Here is a 21,850-nt window from a genome sequence, read left to right on the forward strand (position 1 = left end):
TGGCGTTGCAGCTGGCCGACTCGCCGCCCGTGTCGCAGTGCTCGCCATCACTGATGGCTCCATCCCCACAATAAGGGCCCTTGAGCGCCAGCACCTCGGTGCATGTGGAAGCGCAGCCCGTGCAGGTTCGCGCTCCATACGCGCAGGCCACCTCGCTCACGGTGTTGCCATCGTCACACGCCTCGACCCGAGGCTCCTGCCGGTCGAGGAAGGCATCGCCGCAGATGTTGGGCTTGCACGTGCTGGGGCAGTCATCCGCGTTGGAGGTGTTTCCGTCGTCGCAGACCTCACCGGGCTCGAGCTGGAGGTTGCCGCACACGGGCGCGCAATCGTTGTCGCTGTTGGCGTAGCACCCCTCGGGACAGCAGCCATCGTTGCTGACACACGTGTCGACGCTGGCACACACCCCGGTATCCACGGTCCCGAGCTCGCAACGTCCCGTCTCCGCGACGCAGTGGTAGCCCTCGATACAGCCGCCGTCCCCATTGCACAGCGTGCCCGAGTAGTCCTCGAGCAGTCCGTTACAGCCCGTCAGCACGACGAGGAAGAGCACCCAGAAGCGGAAGGGACACGCACGCATTTCGTTCTCGAGGAGAGTCAGGGCTTAGAAGCTGCCCGTGGAGCCCAGGGCGAAGCCACCGGGCAGCGGGGAGAGCAGCAGGGAGGTTTTCGGGCCGGTGGAGGTTGCTCCGGTCTCGCGGCCAGGCAGGAGCAGCAGCACCGTCCCGGTCCCGAGCGCCGCCAGTCCCACCCCCAGCAGCACCGAGCCCGCCGAGAGCTGGGTGCTGGCCGTGGCCCGCGCCTTCACGGCCTCGTCGATCGTCAGCTCCTGCTTGCGCTCATTGAAGGAGAGCCCGGACAGGCCCAGGAAGACGCCGGCTCCGGCCACCGCCACGCCACCCCCCATCAGGGCGTAGGCGAGCACCCGCGGGCGGGGGGAAGGGGCCGCCGCCACTCCCGGCGTGGAGGGGGCTGGAGAGAGGACGGGGCGGCGCGCCTCGGCTGGCCGGGCCGGGTCAGCTCCCGCTGCGGAGGACGCCGTGGCCGCCTGCTTCTCCTGCGTCGGAGGCGGTTGCTGGACGACCTCGGGGGGCGGCTCCGGCTCCAGTGGCACCTGCTGCGAGGCCAGCTCGCGCTGCACGTCCGCGCGCACCGCCTCGAAGTCCTGCTCCACCTTCGGCGACACCTTCATCGGAAGCCGTGCGTCCGGCTTCAGCAGCAGGCCCGCGCGGAACGCCGCCTTGGACTCCTCCTTGCGGTTGAGGTCCGCCAGGATGATGCCCTCGTAGAAGGAGAGGAGGGCATCGTCCTCGAGGGTGCGGACGTAGCTCTTGGCGCGCCCCAGCTTCTCCAGCGCCTGTTCGTAATCCAGGCTCTCGTACAACCGGAGCGCGGCCTGGAGATACGTCCGCAACTCCTTGGGGCGACGAGTCGCGGGCTCCTTCATGGGGGGCTCGGCCCGCGCCACCCGGGGATGGAACGCCCCGACGGAGAGGAGGGGGAGGCAGAGGCCCACCTTCCAGATTCGCTGGAATGACATGGGCGCGGACTCTAGCCGAAGGGGCGGAAAGCACACCGCCGGCAACGGCCAGACGCTCCCTCGGAGGGGAGGCGTCAGGCCCTGCCGGCGGCGCTGCTTCCCGGGCTACGGGCCTACGGAGGCGGTGCGCAGGTGCCGGACAGGCACACCAGGCTGTGGTCGCAGTCCGCGTCCGTCTTGCACCGGGTGCCTTCCGAGCAGTCGTAGCCGCCGCCTCCGGACATCCCGTTGACCTTGAAGCCCGCATCCCCGTTGACGGCCTCGGTCATGGCCCGGTTGGCGTACGAGCCCTCCCGGCTGTGCGTGAGGCTCACGATGTTCGAGCTGGCGGTCGCCGTGATCTCGAAGGGAGCGGTCACCTTGGTGTTGATGGCCGTCGCGATGTAGTTGGCGATCTGGGCCGCCGTATCGGAGTCCGCGAAGACGATCGGGATGTTGCTGCCACTGACGCCGCCTCCAAACCTGTCGAACTCGAAGATCACCGTGGTGCCGTTGATGCCGTCGATGATGGTGAACTTGTCCTTGTCGAGGAGCTTCGAGCCCGCGATGGTGGTGATGGTTCCGGTGGCCTTGGCGAGCTGGTTCTTGTTGCACGTGAGGCTGCAGCTTCCACAGGCGGCGGTGTTGCCGTCGTCGCAGACCTCGCTGCTGTGGGTGCTTCCATCACCGCAGACGGGACCCGTGAGGCTCAGGTTGTCCTTACAGGTCGCGTCACACCGGGTACAGGTCGCCTGGCCATAGGGGCAGGTGGTCTCGGTGGTGGTGTTGCCGTCATCGCAGACCTCACCATGGCTGACGGTATTATCACCGCACTTGGGGCCCGTGAGGTTCCGGAAGGCGGAGCAGTTCGCGTTGCAGGTGGTGCAGGTGCCAGGACCATAGGGGCAGGTGGTCTCGTCGACGGTGTTGCCGTCATCGCAGATCTCACCGTTGCTGACGACACTGTCACCGCACTTGGGGCCCGTCAGGCTGAGGGTCTCGGAGCAGGTCGAGTTGCAGGTGGTGCAGGTGCCGGGGCCATAGGGGCACACGGTCTCGTTGGTGGTGTTGCCGTCATCGCAGAACTCGCCATGACTGACGACATTGTCACCGCACTTGGGGCCCGTGAGGTTCCGGGTGGCAGTGCAGTTCGCGTTGCAGGTGGTGCAGGTGCCGGGGCCATAGGGGCACACGGTTTCGTCGATGGTGTTGCCGTCGTCGCACTTCTCGGCGTCGGTGACGAGCGTGTCACCGCAGTAGCGGCCCGTGAGGGGCAGCTCCGCGGCGCAGGCCGCGTCGCACAGGGTGCAGCTCGGGGTGCCGTAGGGGCAGGCGGTCTCGGTGGTGGTGTTACCGTCGTCGCACTTCTCCCTGTCCGTGGTGGCCCTGTCGCCACAGTACTTGCCCGTGAGGTTCAGCCTGGCGGAGCAGTTCGAGTTGCAGGTGGTGCAGCTCGGGGTGCCATAGGCGCAGGAGGTCTCGTCGACGGTGTTGCTGTCGTCGCAGGTCTCGCCGTCGCTGACGACACCGTCACTGCAGTAGCGGCCCGTGAGGGGTAGCTCCGCGGCGCAGGCCGCGTCGCACAGGGTGCAGCTCGGGGTGCCGTAGGGGCAGGCGGTCTCGGTGGTGGTGTTGCCGTCGTCGCACTTCTCCGCGTCCGTGGTGGCCCTGTCGCCACAGTACTTGCCCGTGAGGCTCAAGGTGGTCGAGCAGGCCGCGTCACACGCCGAGCAGCTGGGCGTCCCGTAGGTGCAGGCGGTCTCGGTGGTGGTGTTGCCGTCATCGCACCTCTCGCCATCCGTGATGAGCCTGTCGCCGCAGTACTTGCCCGTGAGGCTCAGGGGGGCCGAGCAGGCCGAGTTGCAGGTGGTGCAGCTCGGGGTGCCATAGGGGCACGCGCTCTCGGTGACGGTGTTGTTGTCGTCGCAGGCCTCGATGCGATCCGGCCCCAGGGTGTTGAGCAGGCCGTCGCCGCAGACGTTGGGCTTGCAGGTGGTGAGGCAGTCGTCGTCGTTGCCGGCATTGCCGTCATCGCACTGCTCGTTCGCCGCCGTGTTGGTGTGGGTGTCACCGCAGGCGGACAGCGTGCAGTCGATGTCGCAGTTGAGGGTCTCCGTGCCACCGGTGTCGCACTGCTCCCCCGCCGCCGTGTTGAGGAAGGTATCGCCGCAGGCGGCCGGGCTGCAGTCGGAGTCACACGTCCTGGAGTTGCCTCCCGTGTCGCACACCTCGCCCCGCGTGGCGTTGACGTACCTGTCGCCGCAGAAGGGGATGGTGCAGTCCCGGTCGCAGTTGGTGTTATCCACACGGCCCAGGTTGTCGCACTGCTCGCCCGCGCTGGAGTTCACGACGCCGTCGCCGCAGGCGGGCGCCGTGCAGTTGAAGTTGCAGGTGGCGGACTCGCCTCCCGTGTCGCAGTGCTCCCCGGCGGTGGTGTTCACGATGCTGTCGCCGCAGACGCGCAGCGTGCAGTTGGCGTTGCAGGAGATGGACTCGCCTCCCGTGTCGCACTGCTCCTCGGCGTCGCGCACGTTGTTGCCACAGCCCTCGCTCGACTTGCAGTCGGCGCTGCAGCGGTCACCGCTGACGTTGTTGCCGTCGTCGCAGATCTCCCCGGCGGCGGTGTCGATGATCTTGTTGCCGCACGACTCGTTGGACTTGCAGTCGGCGCTACAGCCGTCGCCGCTGGTGTTGTTGGAGTCATCGCAGGCCTCGCCCTTGGCCAGGTCCGTGATGCCATTGCCGCAGATCTCCTGGGAGCGGCAGTCGCCACTGCAGCTGTCACCGCTCTCGTTGTTGCCGTCGTCGCACTTCTCGCCCTTCGTCGGGTCCAGGTAACCGTTGCCGCAGATCTCGATGGACAAGCAGTCGGCGCTGCAGCCGTCGCCAGAGGTGTTGTTGGCGTCGTCGCACTTCTCGCCAATGGCCGAGTCCGTGATGCCGTTGCCGCACGCCTCGTTGGACTTGCAGTCGGCGCTGCACTTGTCCCCGTTCGCGGTGTTGCCGTCGTCGCACTTCTCACCCGCGGTGACATCCGTGACGCTGTTGCCGCAGATCTCGTTCGACTTGCAGTCACGGCTGCAGCCATCGCCATCGACGATGTTGCCGTCGTCGCAGGACTCACCGTCCTGGATGATGCCGTCGCCGCAGTCGGTCTTGATGCACACGTCCTGCTTGGTGGCGCACTTCTGGCCCGCGGGGCAGACGAGGCCCGAGGGGCAGAACACGCTGACGGGCTCGAAGCAGGAGGAGAGGAGGGGGAGGGCCAGCGCCAGTACGAGCGTGGCGATGCGGCCAAGGTGGAAGGGGGGCTCGCGTCTCATCGGTCGCCTTAGAAACGGAAAAGGGCCTGGGCACCGTGCGTCCCGTCACCCAGGAGGGGGGCGATGGTCATCACCTCCACCTGCTTCTGGTTGGGGTCGACACGGTAGGGCTGAGGTTGGTTGAGGTAGACGAGCACCGCGCCGGTGAGCAGCGCGGCGCCGCCAAGGGCGTATCCGCCCATGGCCACGTTCTGGAAGGTGTTGCCGCGGTTGAGCGTGCTCTGGAGGTTGGGAGCCTGCGCGAGCGGAGTGCCCCCGCGCTCGTCGATGCCCTTGTCGAAGGCGCTCAGGTTGTCGCGGGCCTGCATGTGGAGCCAGCCGCTGCCGGCCGCCACGGCCACGCCCGCGCCCACCGCCAGCCAGGGTGTTACCGCTGGCCACCGCCGCTTGTACTGGATGAGGTCGCTGTCGGTGTAGAGCTTGAGGTCGAGCTTCGCCGTGTCGCCGGGAAGCAGGGTGCGGCTCATGTCGCTGGGCACGTAGCCCTCGCGGGTGGCGATGATGCTGTGCGCACCGGGACGCACCAGCGCCGAGTGGCGACCGGGGGCCACGAACAGCGTCTGGCCGTCCATCGTCACGACGGCGCCGGGCGAGTCACAGGTGATCTCCACCCGGGCCAGCTGCTTCTCGATGAGCGTCTTGTAGTTGCGGGCGTACTCGAACTTCTCGTTCTCCAGCGGCGCCGGGCCATAGCGCAGCGCCGCGACCAGGTGCTCGTGGACCTCGACGGGCTGGTCGAGGTTCATCAGGGCCAGCGCCAGGTTGTAGTGGATGCCGGGGTGGTCCCACCGCTCCAGCGCCTTGCGGTAGTTCTCCACGGCCTTGACGAAGATGGAATCCTTCAGGAGCGCATTGCCCGACTGGAAGAGCGCGAGCGCGGTCTCCTGGTTCTCCTTGGAGACACCCTTGAGCCAGGGGCGCTCCCCCAGGGGCTCGGGCGTCGCGCCCGCCTGCGCGGTGCCGGACGCGGGCGCGGCGGTGGGTGGCGGGGGCGCGGCCTGCAGTACGGAGGCGGACGGCGCGGGGCTGGCGGGCTCCAGCTGCTCGGAAGCGTCGGCGGGCTGCGTGGTGCCGGGCCGCTGCTTGCCGCGCGGCCGCTGCTTCTTGGCGCCGGGTTGCTGCACGGCACCCGTCCGCTTCCTGGGCGTGGGCCGCTGGGCCTGCGCGGGCACCGCCCACAGCGTCAGGAGCACCGCCGACATCGCGAGAGCGATCTTGGACCTGTTCATCTTCACGGCTCTTCTCACTTCAAGACCTCGATGACCGGACTGCCGAGCTGCGATTGCAGACGGTGGACGCGCTCCTGCTCGCGGCGCAGCAACGTCGCGAGCTCCTGCGCCGCCTTGATGGCCTCTTCCTTCGCCTCGCGGGCCGCGACCGCGCTGAACTCGGCGCGCTTCTTGGCCGTCTTCGCGCGAACCTGCGCCTCCTGGGCCCGCTGGAGCGCCGACAGCAGCTCGTCGTTCTTTCGCAGCAGCTCGTCGTTGGCGAGCGCCACCTGCGCGTTGGCCGCCTCCGCCGCCTGCTGCGCCTTCTGCCGCTCCAGCTCCTTGGCCTGCACCTCGGCCAGGCGCTGCTTGGCCTCTGCCTCGGCGCTGCGCGCGGTGGCCTCGGCACTGCGCGCCGTGGCCTCGGCGGCGATCGCCACCGCCGCCTGCCGCTCGGCCTCCTGCTGCGCGTTGCTGATGACGACGAGGGCGACCACGGCCGCGATGACCAGCAGTCCCAGGAACACTGTGGAGCCGATGAGCAGCGCCTGACGCAGCCGCTTGCCCTTCTTCGCCTGCGAGAAGACGGCCTCGAGGAAGTCGGCCTGCACCTGCGGCAGCTCACCGCGGTAGCGGCGCTGGAAGCGCTGCGCCTCCTCCACCATCTCGCCGCGCCACAGCAGGTTGTTGTCGAAGTTCTTCGCCTGCCACTGCCGGGCCGCGTTGCGCAGCTGCTCCAGGAAGCCCGCGTCCTCCTGGCCTTCCTCCAGCCAGCGGCGCAGCGTGGGCCAGCTGTGCAGCAGCGACTCGTGGACGATTTCCACCGTCGCGCCCGAGGCGCCGCCTCCCGTCTGGACGACGAGCAGACGTGCCTGGACGAGGTGGTCGATGAGGCGCTGCGTCTCCCCGGTGTCCTTCGTCAGCTCGCGCAGCTCGTCCACGGAGACGATGGCGCGCGTGCGCTCGGGCGTGACGAGCCGCAGGAAGAGCGCCCGCACCAGCGTGCGCTCCGGGGTCGTCATCCCGGCGATCACGCTGTCGGCGTGGCTGGCGAGCGCACCGGCGATGCCGCCAATCGACTGGTAGGCGCTCTCGGTGAGCACCTTGTTCGCGGAGTCCCTCAGCTCCCAGAGCTGGGTGGCGGCGAACTGGAGCAGCGGCAGCGCGCCCTGCGTGGCCTCCAGGTGCTCCAGCATGTTGTCGACCACCGCCGGATTCTCGAAGCGGTAGCCGGCCATCTCCGCCGGCTGCACCAGCGCGTCGCGCAGGCCCTCGCGGTTAGGTGGGGTGAGGAAGTAGAGGCCCTGGCTCAGCTCGGACATGAAGCGCTCGTCCTCGGGCACCCGGTCCAGGAAGTCGGAGCGGATGGAGAGCACGACGCGGATGGGGGCGGTGGCATCGTCCGCGATGCCCGAGAGGCACGCGGTGAAGGCCATGCGCTCCTGGGCGTCCGGCACCAGGGTGTAGAGCTCCTCGAACTGGTCGATGAAGAGCAGGATCTTGCGGCGCTCGCGCCGGGCGCGGTTGCGCAGCACGCTGCCCACGTAGCCGGGCTCGGCGTACAGGCGCTCGACGAGCTTCTGCTGCTCCTGGATGTCCTGCTCGATGGTGGTCGAGGAGCTCATCAGCGGCGCGACGATGCTCGCCAGGGCCGCCAGCGGGTTGCGGCCGGGGCGGATGACGAGCGCCTCCCAGGCTGTCCCGGAGCGCTTGAGCACCGGCACCAGGCCGGCGCGCACGAACGAGGACTTGCCCGTGCCGGAGGGGCCCACCACGCCGATCAACGGCCGGTCACTGATGCGGTTGACGAGGGCGGCGATCTCGCGCGAGCGGCCGAAGAAGCGGTCCGCGTCCGCCTCCTGGAAGGAGCTGAGGCCGGCGTAGGGGCTCTCGTCGATGCGCAGCTCGCGCGTGTAGCGCCCGGGCAGGAAGGGCTCCAGCGCGCGCAGCAGCGAGGTCGCGTCCGGGAACCGCTCGTCCTTGCGCTTGAGCAGGCAGCGGTCGACGACGGCGGCCAGCTCCGGCGGCACGTCCGGCACCACGTCGCGCAGGCGCGGCATGGGCTCGTCGAGCATCGCCGTGACCATGAGCTGCGGGCCGCGCAGCGGATCCAACGGGTGCTTTCCGGCGATCATTCGGAACAGCATGATGCCCACGGCCCAGATGTCCGTGCGGTGGTCGATGGGCACGCCGATGCCCCACTGCTCCGGGGACATGTACGCCATGGTCCCCATGATGGAGCCGCGGCGGGTGAGGTTGGAGACGTCGTCCCCGAGGTCGGCGACGGCGGGCAGGTGGGGCTGACCGTCGGGCGAGGGCGCCTCCTGCTCATCCCCCTGGAGCACCTTGGCGATGCCGAAGTCGAGCACCTTGATGGTGCCCGACTCCGTCACGACGATGTTCTCGGGCTTGAGGTCGCGGTGGACGATGCCCTGCTCGTGGGCGCACGCCAGCGCGCGCACCACCGGCACCATCAACTCCACCGCGCGCGCGGCCGGCAGGCGCTGGCCGGCGATCGTCTTCATCAGCGGCTGGCCGGTGAGGAACTCCAGCACCATGAAGGGGCTGCCGCTGAACTCGCCCACCTCGTAGATGATGACGATGTTCTCGTGGCTGCAGCGCGCCGTGGCACGGGCCTCGAGGATGAAGCGCTTGGTGAGGTCCGCGTCCTTGGTGTGCAGGAACTTGATGGCCACGCGGCGGCCGAGCCGCACGTCACGCGCCAGGAAGACGGTGCCCATGCCGCCGCTGCCGATCTGGCGGATGAGCTCGTAGTGCTGGATGTGCGTGCCGGGCTTGATCTCCTGGCCCTTGCCCGAGACCGCCGTGTCACCGAAGGTCGGCCACGAGGCGTCCCCAGTGGGATGGCGCTGGGCCTTCATGGAGGGCGTCTCCACCGGCGGGCCGAAGAGAGACTCCACATCGGCGGCTTGTGTCCGCTCGTCCAGCTCTCCGGCCATGACTCCTCCCACCGCCCCGGGGGCTTGGGGTGACCAGCTCACGGCACCTGCTTCGTTCTTCTTCATGTCCAGCGACGTCCCCTACGAAGCGTTCCGAATCAGGGGCAATGCGAGGACTCGGCGAGAGCCATCCCGACCATCGGGACTCCCGCGCCAGCCTCTCTTCCCCACCAAATGGGTGGAATCATACCCGGATGGTTGAAATCGGATAGTCGGCGACCTTCCGGACCGGAGCGCACCTCCAGAACGAGGTGCGCCCCTCTGGGGCGCCAGCGATTCACGCCTGCCGGCCAGCACCCCGAGGGGACGGCCAGGCAGGCGAAGCACAGGTGCGGCTCAACGGCTCTTGAAGACGAGGAGCCGGTTGTTGTTGGCGTCCGGCACCACCACGTGAGGCCACGCCAGGAGCACGCCACTCGGCTGTTGCAGGCTGTTGGCGGTGGGAGGCGAGGTCTCGGTCGCGGAGGTGAAGTTCGACTGCCCGAGGACGAGGTCCGCCGCCACGCCGCTCTCGGTGGGGAACTGGTTCCACACCAGCACCCGGTTGTTCTGGCTGTCGACCACGAAGAGCTGCAGCCCCGTGGAGGTGACGGAGGAGGGAATCCTCAGCCCGGACGCGGTGGTGGCCGTGGCGCGCGAGGTGAAGCTGGCCTGTCCCAGGACGAGGTCCGCGGCCTGTCCATGCTCCGTGGGGAAGCTGTTCCAGATGAGCACACGGCTGTTCGCTGCATCCACCACCGCCAGGCGGGTTCCATCCGTCCACACTCCCGAGGGGTTGAAGAACGTGGAGGCGGAGGGGGTGGCGTCACCCACGCCGTCGCCCGTGGTGTCATTCGCGGCGCAGGTGGTGAACGAGCGCTGGCCGAGGACGAGATCCGCTGGAGCCCCATCCATGGTGGGAATCGTGTTCCACACGAGGACGCGGTTGTGGGCGCTGTCCGCCACGAGCACCTTGCCGTGGCCGATGAACGCGCCTCCCGGGATGCTGAGCGAGCGCTGATCGCACGACGTGCTGGTGTTGGTGTCGAGGTCGGGTTGGCCGAGAACCCGTGTGGGCGTGGCCCCGGTGCTCGCGGGAAGAGCCGGGTAGAGAAGGACGCGGTTGTTTCCAGCGTCCACCACCGCCAACCGGGTCCCATCGCTGGACAGGCCCTTGGGGCCCTCCAGGGCGTTCTGCCCGAGGCCCGCCCCGGTGCTCGTGAGGCTCGGTTGTCCGAGCACGAAGGCCGCGGAGGCGTCGTTGGCCGCGGGCACTGCGTTGAAGCCCAGGATGCGGTGGGAGCCCCGGTCCGAGACGTAGAGCCGCCCGCCCGCGAGCACCGGGTCGCCCCAGGGACCATTCAGGGTATTCGCATCCGGGGTGTCCGCTTGGTCCGGAAATCCGCTGGTGAAGTCCTTCTGGCCGATGACCACGCTGGCGGCCTGGAAGCTGGTTAGCTCGAACCAGTCGAGGCACCGGACCGAGATGCCCTCCACGTTGCCGGCCACCGTCCCACTCCCGTTCGACAGGGAGCAGCGCTGGCCCTGGGGCAGGGTGGCCACGCTCACCGCGTATGCGCCGCCCTTGGGGCGCTTCGTCGTGAAGGTGAAGCGGCCCGCCTGGGTGACCCGGAGGACCTCGCCCCCGTCGAGGCTCAGCTCGAGCGTGCCGCGCACGCCCTCCGCCGTCCCTCCAATCGTGTACGTGCGCGGGGCGCAGCTCACCTTGACCGAGCTCACGTCCGCGCCGGCCACCTTGCCCGTCCCGCCCGTGACGGAGCAGTCCTGCTCCGGGGGGGGCGTGGTCACCGCCACCGTGAAGTCGCTCGCGTCCGTGAGCTGTGTTTCGAAGGAGAACGGCCCGTCGGCATTCCGGGAGAGGCTCTCCTGCCCGTTGAGCTGGAGGGTGAGGGGGCCGGCGAGGCCGGTGACCGTGCCTCCCACGCGGTACTTCGCCGGCTCCGGGGGGGGCTCCACGGGAGGGGGCCCCACGGGAGGCGGGTTGTCACACGCGGCCACCACCAGGGCGGCCAGACCCACGAGTCCAAGACGTCCAATGCGCATGCGCCGGTTATGGCACGCGCGGGAGGCCTGGAAAAGCGAGCGGGCAGGGGCTCAGGGCATGTCCTGGCCGCGCGTCTTCCACCAGTTCTCGCCGTAGCTGATGCACAGCTGCTCGCCCGCCTCGATGTCGCGCGTGGCGTAGAAGGTGAACACGTCCCGCGTCCCCTTCCCGGTCTGGAAGCCCCGGTAGTAGGACACGTTGTTCTCCTGCGAGTGGTTGTAGATCATCCCGAACCCCATCACGAGCGCCACCCACTCGCCGCCCTGATCCTCCTCGTGCGGGCCCCACTCGATGTTGAACACGTAGTCCGACAGCGTGGTGTTGCGCACCGAGCGGAACGGCACCTTGAGGTAGTGGCACTCCTCGAGGATGGTCCCCTCGGGGATGGGCTGGTCCGTGAAGACCCCATAGCCCCACTCGCACGCGCGGACCTTCAGCCCCGGGTGCACGAAGAGCGGTTCGTCTGAATACATGCCCGCGACCTACCACGAACCAGGGGGCGAGAACCCCCCCGGTTGGCGTCCTTCATCCCACACTCAAAGTCATTCCAGGTTTCCAGCATGTGTCATAAGTTCCAGTGTAGGCTGATAAGGCTGCCTATCCAGTGAACCGGGAGAGACCCGGAGCACGGAACCCCCCCTGAAGAAGCATCCAGTCCGAGGAGAAGCTCATGAGGAAGTTCGGTCCGGTCGCCGTGTGGCTCGCGTGTGCCACCCCCGCGTTCGCGGAGGCCCCGCTGAAGGAGAAGGAGGTGTGGATCACCATCGGGACGGACGCGCTGGAGCCCATGCGCGCCTCGTTCAAGGAGCAGGGCCTGACGCTGCCCGCTCCGGCGCTGCAGAAGGGCGGCGTGGCGGCGCTGCGCGTGCGGGAGTCGCACCTGGAGAAGCTGGCCGGGTCCATGCACAGCAAGCTCAACCGCTGCGCGGGCTTCATCTCCCATGAGACCGAGCAGGAGGCGTTCAAGGCCGTGGAGGGCTCCAGCGCCACGCCGTCCCTGGCGAGCCTCATCAGCTACAACATCAACAACGGCCCGTCCGTCAACGCGATGCTGGCGGGGGTGCAAGAGCTCAACATCCGCAACACCATCAACGCGCTGTCCACCAACTGGACCTCGCGCCGCTACAACCTCCAGGGCGGCATCGACGCGTCCACCTGGCTGAAGAACCAGTGGACCACCATCGCCAACGGGCGCACGGACGTCTCGGTGGCCTTCTTCACCCACGCCAGCACCGTCTCGCCGCAGCCGTCCGTCATCGCCACCATCACCGGCACCACCCTGCCCAACGAGGTGGTGGTCATCGGCGGTCACCTGGACTCCATCAACACCAGCAGCAGCACCGGCACCGCGCCGGGCGCGGATGACGACGCCTCGGGCGTCGCCTCGCTCACCGAGGCCTTCCGGGTGGCGATCGCCAATGGCTACAAGCCGGCCCGTACGGTGAAGTTCATGGCCTATGCCGCCGAGGAGGTGGGCCTGAAGGGCTCGGCGGACATCGCCGCCTGGCACGCGACCAACTCCGTGAACGTGGTGGGCGTGCTCCAGCTGGACATGACCAACTACAAGGGCTCCACCTACGACTTCGCGATGGTGACGGACAACACCAACGCCACGCAGAACTCCTTCGTCACCAGCCTCATCACCACGTACCTGCCGGGGATGACGTACACCAACATCACCTGCGGCTACGGCTGCTCGGACCACGCCTCGTGGAACGCCAGGGGCTACCCGTCCTCGATGCCCTTCGAGGCGACGATGAACACGTCCAACCCGTACATCCACACGGTGAACGACACCCTGTCGCAGACGGCCGGCACCGCGAGCAACTCGGTGAAGTTCTCCAAGCTCGCCGTGGCCTTCCTGGGTGAAGTGGCCAAGGGCGCCACCACGGGCAACACCCCGCCCCCGACGGGCGGTGGCAGCACCGGTGGCACCATCAACACCGCCACCTTCGACGCCACGCTCAAGGCGCCCAAGTGCGCCGCGGCGGGCGCCGGCTGCGACTCCGGCACGCTGCTCAACGGCCGCGGTGGCCTGGGCCCCGAGGTGAACAAGCCCAACACCATCAACGCCACCTGCGTGGATGGCGCCTCGGGCACCTACCACTCGGACGAGTCCAACGACCGCATCAAGGTGTCCACGGTGGACGGGACGAACCTGGCCGCCGGCAAGCAGGTGAAGATCGACGCCACCGTGTGGGCCTACTCCTCCACGGCGGACAAGGCGGACATCTACTACGCGGCGAATGCCAACAGCCCCGTGTGGACGCTCATCGGCTCGTTCGCCCCGAGCGGCAGCGGCGTGCGGACGATCTCCGCCACCTACACGCTGCCCGCGGGCGCGCTGCAGGCCGTGCGCGTGAACTTCCGCTACCAGGGCACCGCGTCCCCGTGCAGCACGGGCGCGTACGACGACCACGACGACCTCATCTTCGCGGTTCCGTAAGCTCGCGACGCCTCCGCGCTGAAGAGAGGCACGGGGTGAGCGAGGTGCTCACCCCGGGTTGAGACCCCGCCCCGGTGTCATGGCCTCGCGAGGCCATGGCCCGGGGCGCTCTTCATCTCGGGCCCCGCAAAGACAACGGGCGGGCACCGTGTGGATGCCCGCCCGCGGAGGCTTCGGAGTGCGGCGGAGGGGCCCTCGGTGGGGCCCCCCTGCCGTCACGTGAGGACTACTGGCGCCCGTCCAGCTCCGACTTGGGGATGGGGAAGCTCGCGTGGACGGTGAACTCCTGGTCCGACGGATCCTCCCGGCGCAGCTCGGCCAGCCGGCCGAAGCGGCGCATGTCGATCCACCGGTGCCCGCCCTCGAACATCAGCGAGTAGCGGCGCTGCTTGAGCAGCTCGTCCTCGAAGAGCTTGCCCTCCAGCGCCTCCGGCAGCTTGGCCAGCTTGCCCGCGGTGGTCCGGATGACGTTCAGGTCGTTCAGGGCGTCCTGCGGACGGCCCAGGCCCATGTGGGCCTCGGCCCGCAGGAGGATGAGCTCCTCGTTGCGGATGATGGCCAGGGGCGCGTTCTGCGCCTCGGTGTCGTACTGGGCGAAGATGAGGTTGAACTCCTTCTTGGAGCCCGGCAGATCGCCCTTCTTCGTCGTCGTCTTCAGCTTGCGGATCACCCGCTCGTCCAGGACGGTGTCGGAGCCGGCCTGCTTCTCCGCGTCCTCCACCAGGGCCTTGTTGGCGAAGATGTTGGGGTCGTTCAGCTCGTTCTTCACGTCACCGGAGCCGGTGCTGTAGACGTGGTACACGCCCCGGTCGAGCGACCTGGTGGTGTCGATGAAGGACTCGCCCAGGTCGATGAGCGCCTGGCTGTAGTCCTTGCGGTACACGTCCACCCGGGCCTTCACCGCGCGATTGACCTTGATGAAGGTCTTGACGGTCATGGGCGGCTTCTTGGTGGCGGTGGCGTCGAACTCGACGAAGCCGCTGCTGAGCTGGAACGGGAAGTTGTCCCCGCCGGCCTCCAGGTGCGCCTTGGCCTCGTCGAGCAGCCTGGCGATGTGGGCCATCACTTCCGGCTTGCCCACGATGGGAGCCAGCGCGCCGTCGAGCGCGCGGTTCACGTCGATGGCCGCCCCGTTCTCGTCACGGGTGTTGATGATGACGAGGAAGTCGAGCGCCTGGATCGTCTTGGCGTAGCCCCGGATGGCCTCCTTCTCGGCCTCGCTCACACCCGTCACCTTGTCCAACGCGTTGAGCAGCGTGTTGGCGTTGCGGATGTTGATGTAGGGGCCGTTCCAGAAGTTGCCGCCGAACGCGGGGCTGCCCGCGTTGAGCCCGGGCCCCTGCAGCATCTCGCCGATGTAGCGGGGGTCGGCCGAGTCCAGCACGTAGGACTCGCGGCCGAGCACGCCCATCAGCGACACGTACCCGTTCTGGGTGGCGGTGCCGCCGCGGTGACCGATGAGCAGGCCGGTGCTCGCGTCGAGGACGGCCGTGCGGCTCGGGGTCTGCTCGAACGACTCGACGCTCGGGTTGTTGAGGTCGGGGACCGTCAGGTCACCGCACCCGCCGAGCCCCACCGTGGCGCACAGCGCCAGGACCACCTTCTTCATGTTCTTCATGTTGCGGATCCTCATGGTCCTAGAACCCCACGTCCAGAGACGTCCAGAAGCTGCGGCTGGGCGGGAAGGGGGACACGTCGATGTTGCGAGCGATCGCCTGGTTGCCGAAGTTGCTCACCTCGGGGTCCAGACCCGAGTAGTTGGTGAAGGTCAGCAGGTTGCGGCCGCTGATGTTGAGGCGGGCCGTCTTCACCATGGGCAGGCTGGACACGAAGGACTGCGGGAGGTTGTAGGTGAACGTCACCTCACGCACCTTGAGGAACGAGCCGTCCTCCAGGTACACGGCGGCGTTGGTCTCCCAGTCCTTCTGGCGCTTGGCGCCGTTCTGCTCGTAGTCCACCGAGTTCTTGTTGTAGTCGTACAGGAAGCGCGTCAGGTTGACGATGTCGCTGCCCTGCTGCCAGTCGAGCAGGAAGGACAGGCTGACGTCCCGGTACTTGAGCGTGTTGGCGAAGCCCATGCGGAAGTCCGGCTCGGTGTCGCCAATCTTCTTCACCCCGTCCGGCGTGTTGCCGACGATCTGCGTGGCGCTGGCGCCCTTCTGGATGCGGAAGGCGCCCAGGCTGGTGCCGAAGCCGCCGGTGTCGAAGGCGGGCACGGGCAGATCCGTGATGAGGCTGCGGTTGACGGTGAAGGTGGTGTTGGACACCCACTCGAAGTCACCCTTGCGCACGGGGGTGACCTGGACCATCGCCTCCACGCCGCGGTTGCGCAGCTCGCCGCCGTTGACGTACTGGAGCGTGTAGCCGGTGGAGCCGGGCAGGGTGCGCTGCAGGAGCAGGTCGGAGATGGTGCGCTGGTAGACGGAGAGCTCCACCACGGCGTTGCCGTCGAAGAGGAGCGCGTCCACGCCGGCCTCGACCTCCTGCTGACGCTCGGGGCGGATGTTCTTGTCGCCCGCGACGCCGGTGCCGATGATGCCGGCCTTGCCCTCGATGTTGTTGTTGGCGCCCAGGGCGGTGAACTTCATGCCGTAGAGGGGCTGGTTGCCCGTCTCGCCGTAGGCCAGACGCACCTTGAACTCGTTCACCGCGGGGTGGAATGAGGGCAGGCGGTAGGCGGAGGCCAGCTTGGGGTAGAAGAAGACCGCGTTGGCGTCACCGTTGTTGCTGCTCTGCTCGCCGCGCACCGCGCCCACCAGGGTGAGGCGCTCGTCCAGGAGGATGGCCTCCTCCTGCACGTAGAAGCCGCGGTCACGCACGAGCTGGCGGTTCTGGCGCACGCCCACCTGCGTGCCCGAGCTCACGTTGGGCTGATCGGCGATCTGCCCGGCGCTCTTGACGTAGAGCGAGTCGATGTTGCGCTGCTCGTACTGGAAGCCGGCGGAGGTGGTGGCGCTCAGGGCGCCGCTCGCGGGCCGGTAGGAGTGCACCAGGTTGACGCCGGAGTTGAGGTTGAGCACCTCGGAGGTGGCGAAGAGCGAGGTGCCGGGCAGCTTGTCGAGCACCGTCTCGAAGCTGAGCGCGCCCGGCAGCACCACGTCGTTCTTCTGCTGGAAGCGGTCCACGCCGAGGTTGGCGAGCACCTTGATGGTCTGGGTGTCGCTCTTGTACGCGTTCCACACCGCGTCGGCCGAGCCCATCAGGCGCCAGACGTCCTCGTCGTTGCGCATGAGCGCCGCGGTCTGCAGCGGGTTGGCGGTGCTGTCGACGAAGGGGTTGCTGGGGAAGGTGCCGTCGCTGTTGGCCCGCAGGTCCATGAAGTCCGGCGTGGCGTTGAGCACCTGGTAGTAGGTGATGTTGGTGTTGTCGTTGTTGGTGAGGCCGCGCCGGGCGTTGGTGTGGATGAGGTTGGCGGAGGCGTTCACCTCGACGGACTCACCGACCTTCTGCCCGAGGTTGAGGCGGAAGGACTGCTTCTCGTAGCCGGTGTTCTGGATGATGCCCGCGTCGTCCTTCACCATGGCGGAGGCGAAGTAGCGGGTGTCGCCGGCCATGCCGCTCACGCTGGCGAGCGTCTCGTAGGACAGGTCCTTGCGGCCCGCCAGCATCTCCTCCTGATCGAAGACGCGGCCCGGCTGGTAGTACTTGGAGGCGAGCTCCGCGCCGTAGCGCTCCTCGGCCTCCTCGTAGGTCTCGAACTTGCGAGCCCCCACCTTGTTGGAGAGCGAGTACATGCCCAGGCGCTGGGTGATGTCCACGCGGGGGCCGCTGCCGGCCTTGCCCTTCTTGGTGGTGATGATGACCACACCGTTGCTGGCCTTGGAGCCGTAGATGGCCGCGGCGGAGGCGCCCTTGAGGACCTCGATGCTCTCGATGTCGTTGGGGTTGAGGTCCGCGATGCGGTTGACCTGGTTGTCCTGGGTGGCCGAGGGGTTGGAGCCCCGCACCGACTCGGTGACCTGGTAGACGCCCGAGGCGATGGCCACGTCGCTGATGATGACGCCGTCGACGACGTACAGCGGCGCGGACGAGCCGTTGATGGTGGAGACACCGCGCATCTTCAGCTGGATGCCGCCACCCGGAGCGCCCGAGTTGCTCTGGATGTTGGCGCCGGCGACCTTGCCCTGCAGCGCCTGGTCCACCGTGGAGGCGGGCGCGCGGTTGAGCTCCTCGGCGTTCACGGACGCCACCGAGTTGGTCAGGTGCTTGCGGGCCAGCTCGCTGGCGCGGCCCACCACCACCATCTCCTCGACGAAGGTGGCGTCCAGCGCCACCGTCACCGTGTCGCGGTTGGAGCCGACGGTGACCTCGCGATCCTTGTGGTCCTGGCTGGAGAAGAGCAGCGTCACCGGGCCCTTGGGGACCTCGAGGCTGAAGGTGCCGTCCAGCTCCGTCTCCGTGCCCTTGGTGGTGCCCTTGATGATGACGCGCGTGAGCGGCAGCCCGTCATTCGTCAGCGCGTCCAGCACCTTGCCGGTGATGGTCCGGCCCGTGCTCGGGGGCGGCGTCATCGCGACCGGGTTGGTGGGGTTGGGCACTTGAGGCACGGCGGCCGGCTGCTGCGCCGCGGGGGCCTGATCCTGCGCCCGAGCCTCGATGGAAAGGAGCGCGAGTGCGCACCCCGAAAGCAACGCCTGTTTCAGCGTCATTCGCTCTTCACCTCTGTAATACGGATGGAGCGGCCCCCCCTGTGACAGGGCTGCCGTTGGATGCTGATCGTCTGTGGGGACGGGGCGTACAGTCAACGTCGCCCATCGAACGCGAAACGGTGTATGATGGGGGCTTTTTTCCGGTGACGCGGAAATTTTCTTGTGTCACTCGCCCCAGCCGGGGTGTGACGCTCGCCCTGACGGAGTTGACAGGGCGGGCGAGGGCTCAGCAAAGGCGGGATGGGTTGGCGTCTCGCGGGCGCGCTCCATCTTCTTCCTGTCACGCATTCGACAGGAGAGAACGATGAAGAGGGGCTCGTGGTGGTTGTCCGCCGGGGTGGCCGCGTTGCTAGTCACCGCCGGTTGCAAGCAGCAGGGACAGCAGCAGAACCAGGACGTCCAGGGGGATGCGCGCGCCCAGGTGAATGCGGCGCAGGAGCGCTCCGAGCAGGCGCTGGAGCAGGCCCGGGAGGCCCAGGCGAAGGCGAGCGATGAGCAGGAGCAGGTGGCCGGCGCGCGCCAGGACGTCGAGGAGGCCCGCAAGAATCTCCAGGAGGCCGAGGCCAAGGCCCAGCAGGAGTTCCAGGAGGCCCAGCGCGCCCAGCAGCAGGCCAGCAATCAGGCGCAGACGGCCCAGACGGAAGTGCAGCAGTCCCAGCAGCAGGCGCTCGAGGCGCAGCGCCAGCAGCAGCAGCAGATGGCGCAGGCCCAGCAGCAGGCCGCCCAGCAGCAGCAGCAGGCGGCGCAGGGCCAGCAGCAGGCGGCGCAGGCCCAGCCCCCGCAGCAGCCACAGCAGTTGGTGACGGGCCGGGTGGTGAGCGCGAGCTCGGAGGAGCTGTTGCTCAGCAGCGCGGGCGCTCCGGGACAGCCGCAGATCCGCCTGCAGCTCAACGAGCAGACGCAGGTGCTGGTGAACGGGCAGCAGGGCTCGGTGGCGGACATCCCCGAGGGCAGCCAGGTGCGCGCCTCGTACCAGGACGTGGGCGGTGAGCCGACGGCGCTGCGCGTGGACGTGACGAGCAGCGGCCAGGGCGCCAGCGGCGGCCAGGGCGGACCGCTCCAGCAGCCCTCCCCCCAGCCGTAGCGACGTCGCGCTCAGCCGTGGAAAACGCGCGCAGGCCCCATCACCCTCCAGGTGTCGGGGCCTGTGCGTTTCTGAACAGATGCAGGCCTGTCCGGGAGTCGAACCCGGCACCAGACGGTTTTGCAGACCGCCGCCGCCCCGGGCGGAACGGGCCTCAGGGAGCGCCCGAGGTGTCCCTCGAACCGCTCGGGAAGAAGGGACGGCGCCCGAGGGAAAACCTGACGCGCCCGCCCCTCTCGCCCCCTCGCGCGCGGTCGACAGAGGGCGTAAAAAAATTTGCTGTCGGTACAAAAACAAAAACCGGCATTCTTGCCCGATTGAAAGGTTGCAATTCAAGTGGGATTCCCACAAACTCATTTTCTCGATTTAGCGGAATAAAGCGCTTGGAGGGGACGGCATGTCGCTGAGCCATTTTCGGATTGGGATGTCGCTGGTGCTGGGCTTCGTCGCACTGACGCCGGCCCTCGCGGACAGTCCGAAGAAGGCGCAGTGGACGGCGGCGGGGCACAACCTGCACAACACGCGCTCCCAGGACGCGGAGCACACGCTGCGCCCGGGCAACGTGGGGGACCTGAAGACGAAGTGGGTCTTCGCGGCCGCGGGCGACATCTCGGCCACTCCGGCGGTGGCCTCCGGCGCCGTCTACGTGCCCGACTGGGGTGGCCGCCTGTGGAAGCTGGATGAGCGCACGGGCCAGGTGGTGTGGTCCCGCAGCATCTCCGAGTACACGGGGGTGCCCGGCTCCGTCTCGCGCGTGACGCCGGCGGTGGTGGGCGAGCGGCTCGTCCTCGGCGCGCTCAACGACGGCCTGGTCCTGGCGGTGGACAAGAACACCGGCGCGCTGCTCTGGAAGACGCAGGTGGACCCGCACCCGGCGGCCATCATCACCCAGTCGCCCATCGTCCACGAGGGCCGCGTCTACGTGGGCGTCTCCTCCTCCGAGGAGGGCTACGCCACCATCCCCGGCTACGTCTGCTGCACCTTCCGCGGCAGCGTGGTGTCCCTGGACCTCGAGACGGGCGAGCTGCTGTGGCAGACGTACATGGTGCCCGAGGGCTACAGCGGGGGCGCCGTGTGGAGCAACACCCTGGTGGTGGATACGAAGCGCAACAGCCTCTACGTCACCACCGGCAACAACTACGAGGTGCCCGAGGAGGTGACCCAGTGCGTGCTGGCCTCCTCCATCGAGGAGGCCGATGGCTGCATGGCCCCCGAGAACTACATCGACGCGTTCGTGTCGCTGGACCTGGGCACGGGCGCCGTCAAGTGGGGGCGGCGCCTGGCGGGCTTCGACGCCTGGACGTATGCCTGCATGATCCACGTGGGCTGGTGCCCGGATCCCCAGGGCGAGGACTTCGACTTCGGCCAGGGCGCCATGCTCTTCACCGTCGAGGGCAAGGGCGGGCGGCGCGAGCTGCTCGGGGCCGGGCAGAAGAGCGGCATCTTCTGGGCGCTGGACCCGGACACCGGGGCGACCGTCTGGAGCCAGCAGGTGGGCCCCGGTGGCGCGACGGGCGGGATGATGTGGGGCTCGGCCACCGACGGCAAGCGCATCTACGTGGCCAACACCAACGGCGCCCGCCAGTCCCACACCCTCGTGTCGGGTGAGGAGATTTTCTGGGGCTCCTGGAGCGCGCTGGACGCGGAGACCGGGGAGATTGTCTGGCAGACGGGCGACCCGAAGCACTCCAAGGCCTCGGGGGCGGTGACGGTGGCCAACGGCGTCGTCTACGCCGGCTCGATGGACGCGCAGGGCCACATGTACGCCATGGACGCGCGGACGGGGGACATCCTCTGGGACTTCGCCTCCGGCGGCGGGGTCAACTCCGGAGCCGCCGTGGTGAACGGCACCGTGTACTGGGGCAACGGCTACGAGCGCTTCGGCGCGACGCCGGGCCGCAAGCTCTTCGCCTTCTCCCTGGAGTAGGCGCCGCTCCCGCCTCCCTTCGTGCCGCAGATGGCTCTCCGGCTTGTGGAGAGCCCTCCGACTGGCCGAGACTCGGAGGCACCCATGCCCGCCAGCGACGAACGCCGTCTGCAGGCCCTCATCCTCGCGCCTGTCCGGCGCGTGCAGCGGCGCCTCAATGCCGTCGTCTGGGCCGAGGCCGGTGTGGCCCCCGTGTGGGCCGCCGCCACCGGCTGCGTGCTGGCGCGGCTGTTGTCGCGGGAGCTCGCCCCCTGGCTGCTGCCGGTGCCGCTGCTCGCCGCGGGCGCCTGGTGGTTTGTCCGGGCCCGTGCCCGTCACGTCTCCCTCACGCAGGCGGCGGTGCTGGCGGACCGCTCGGCCGGCGCGGGCGGGCTGCTGCTCACCCGCCTGGAGCGGCCCGTGGGCGAGTGGGAGCTGTCCGCCAACCAGTACGCCCGCGCGGTGACGCCGCCCCCGGTGCCGTGGCGGCGCCCGGCCGGGGCCCTGCTCGCGGCGCTCGCCTTCCTCGCGCTGGGCTTCCTCCTGCCGCTGCCCGCCCGCAAGTCGCGCCCGGCCAACGCGGCCGCCGCGGCGAAGGTGGCCGCCGTGCAGGCCATGGCCGAGGCGCTCGCCCGCGAGGAGCCGCTGGGCTCTCCCGTCGAGGAGGAGCTGCGCCGGCTCGCCGAGGAGGTCGCCGAGGGACGCTTCGAC

The 21,850-nt window shown here is 68.7% G+C and carries 12 protein-coding genes, 1 tRNA gene and 1 pseudogene; 4 read left to right on the top strand and 10 right to left on the bottom strand.

The features are described 5' to 3' along the window. The 7 genes from VF697_RS18020 to VF697_RS18050 all read right to left on the bottom strand — a co-directional run. A partial coding sequence (locus VF697_RS18020; RefSeq protein WP_331096628.1) for a DUF4215 domain-containing protein occupies positions 1–580 on the bottom strand: 580 nt, incomplete at its 3' end. Positions 581–604: 24 nt separating this feature from the next. After that, a complete protein-coding gene (locus VF697_RS18025; protein WP_331096630.1) occupies positions 605–1,540 on the bottom strand; it encodes a hypothetical protein in 936 nt (311 codons plus the stop codon). 113 nt (positions 1,541–1,653) lie between these two features. Beyond that, positions 1,654–4,842, bottom strand: a complete 3,189-nt coding sequence (locus VF697_RS18030; protein WP_331096632.1) for a DUF4215 domain-containing protein — start codon at positions 4,840–4,842, stop codon at positions 1,654–1,656. A gap of 8 nt (positions 4,843–4,850) precedes the next feature. Next, entirely contained in the window at positions 4,851–6,071 is a 1,221-nt protein-coding gene (locus tag VF697_RS18035; protein ID WP_331096634.1) for a hypothetical protein, read from the bottom strand. 14 nt (positions 6,072–6,085) lie between these two features. After that, complete coding sequence (locus VF697_RS18040) at positions 6,086–9,010, bottom strand: serine/threonine protein kinase (protein ID WP_331096636.1); 2,925 nt, start codon at positions 9,008–9,010, stop codon at positions 6,086–6,088. A gap of 336 nt (positions 9,011–9,346) precedes the next feature. Next, the gene (locus VF697_RS18045) at positions 9,347–11,029 is read right to left on the bottom strand and encodes a hypothetical protein (RefSeq protein ID WP_331096638.1); all 1,683 of its coding nucleotides are present in this window, start codon (positions 11,027–11,029) and stop codon (positions 9,347–9,349) included. Positions 11,030–11,104: 75 nt separating this feature from the next. Next, positions 11,105–11,527 (bottom strand): SET domain-containing protein-lysine N-methyltransferase, encoded by a 423-nt coding sequence (locus VF697_RS18050; protein ID WP_331096640.1) that lies wholly within the window; start codon positions 11,525–11,527, stop codon positions 11,105–11,107. 197 nt (positions 11,528–11,724) lie between these two features. Here VF697_RS18050 and VF697_RS18055 point away from each other — a divergent pair, with 197 nt between their 5' ends. After that, a complete protein-coding gene (locus tag VF697_RS18055) occupies positions 11,725–13,500 on the top strand; it encodes a M20/M25/M40 family metallo-hydrolase (RefSeq protein WP_331096642.1) in 1,776 nt (591 codons plus the stop codon). A gap of 226 nt (positions 13,501–13,726) precedes the next feature. Here VF697_RS18055 and VF697_RS18060 read toward each other — a convergent pair whose 3' ends face one another. Both VF697_RS18060 and VF697_RS18065 read right to left on the bottom strand, forming a co-directional pair. Next, complete coding sequence (locus VF697_RS18060) at positions 13,727–15,118, bottom strand: RagB/SusD family nutrient uptake outer membrane protein (protein ID WP_331096644.1); 1,392 nt, start codon at positions 15,116–15,118, stop codon at positions 13,727–13,729. A gap of 19 nt (positions 15,119–15,137) precedes the next feature. Further along, positions 15,138–18,149 carry a SusC/RagA family TonB-linked outer membrane protein gene (locus VF697_RS18065; RefSeq protein WP_331096646.1) on the bottom strand — a complete coding sequence of 1,004 codons (3,012 nt, stop codon included), beginning with the start codon at positions 18,147–18,149 and terminating at the stop codon, positions 15,138–15,140. A 304-nt stretch (positions 18,150–18,453) separates the two neighbouring features. On the opposite strand from VF697_RS18065, the gene VF697_RS18070 reads away from it, so the two are divergent. Continuing rightward, positions 18,454–19,233 carry a hypothetical protein gene (locus VF697_RS18070; RefSeq protein ID WP_331096648.1) on the top strand — a complete coding sequence of 260 codons (780 nt, stop codon included), beginning with the start codon at positions 18,454–18,456 and terminating at the stop codon, positions 19,231–19,233. A gap of 83 nt (positions 19,234–19,316) precedes the next feature. Here VF697_RS18070 and VF697_RS18075 read toward each other — a convergent pair. Further along, positions 19,317–19,387, bottom strand: a tRNA-Cys gene (locus VF697_RS18075). 243 nt (positions 19,388–19,630) lie between these two features. Here VF697_RS18075 and VF697_RS18080 point away from each other — a divergent pair. Both VF697_RS18080 and VF697_RS18085 read left to right on the top strand, forming a co-directional pair. Then, on the top strand, positions 19,631–21,160 hold the full coding sequence (locus VF697_RS18080) for a PQQ-binding-like beta-propeller repeat protein (RefSeq protein ID WP_331096649.1): 1,530 nt from the start codon (positions 19,631–19,633) through the stop codon (positions 21,158–21,160). 84 nt (positions 21,161–21,244) lie between these two features. Further along, positions 21,245–21,850 (top strand): annotated as a pseudogene (locus VF697_RS18085) (hypothetical protein); the annotation flags it as partial.

The organism is Archangium sp. (genome assembly GCF_036388035.1).
Lineage (GTDB): Bacteria > Myxococcota > Myxococcia > Myxococcales > Myxococcaceae > Archangium.

Bases quoted from the DNA above. Each gene is read 5' to 3' on its own strand.
- VF697_RS18025 (WP_331096630.1), bottom strand. From the start codon at position 1,540: ATGTCATTCCAGCGAATCTGGAAGGTGGGCCTCTGCCTCCCCCTCCTC.
- VF697_RS18030 (WP_331096632.1), bottom strand. From the start codon at position 4,842: ATGAGACGCGAGCCCCCCTTCCACCTTGGCCGCATCGCCACGCTCGTA.
- VF697_RS18060 (WP_331096644.1), bottom strand. From the start codon at position 15,118: ATGAAGAACATGAAGAAGGTGGTCCTGGCGCTGTGCGCCACGGTGGGG.
- VF697_RS18035 (WP_331096634.1), bottom strand. From the start codon at position 6,071: ATGAACAGGTCCAAGATCGCTCTCGCGATGTCGGCGGTGCTCCTGACG.
- VF697_RS18040 (WP_331096636.1), bottom strand. From the start codon at position 9,010: ATGGCCGGAGAGCTGGACGAGCGGACACAAGCCGCCGATGTGGAGTCT.
- VF697_RS18050 (WP_331096640.1), bottom strand. From the start codon at position 11,527: ATGTATTCAGACGAACCGCTCTTCGTGCACCCGGGGCTGAAGGTCCGC.
- VF697_RS18065 (WP_331096646.1), bottom strand. From the start codon at position 18,149: ATGACGCTGAAACAGGCGTTGCTTTCGGGGTGCGCACTCGCGCTCCTT.
- VF697_RS18070 (WP_331096648.1), top strand. From the start codon at position 18,454: ATGAAGAGGGGCTCGTGGTGGTTGTCCGCCGGGGTGGCCGCGTTGCTA.
- VF697_RS18055 (WP_331096642.1), top strand. From the start codon at position 11,725: ATGAGGAAGTTCGGTCCGGTCGCCGTGTGGCTCGCGTGTGCCACCCCC.
- VF697_RS18080 (WP_331096649.1), top strand. From the start codon at position 19,631: ATGTCGCTGAGCCATTTTCGGATTGGGATGTCGCTGGTGCTGGGCTTC.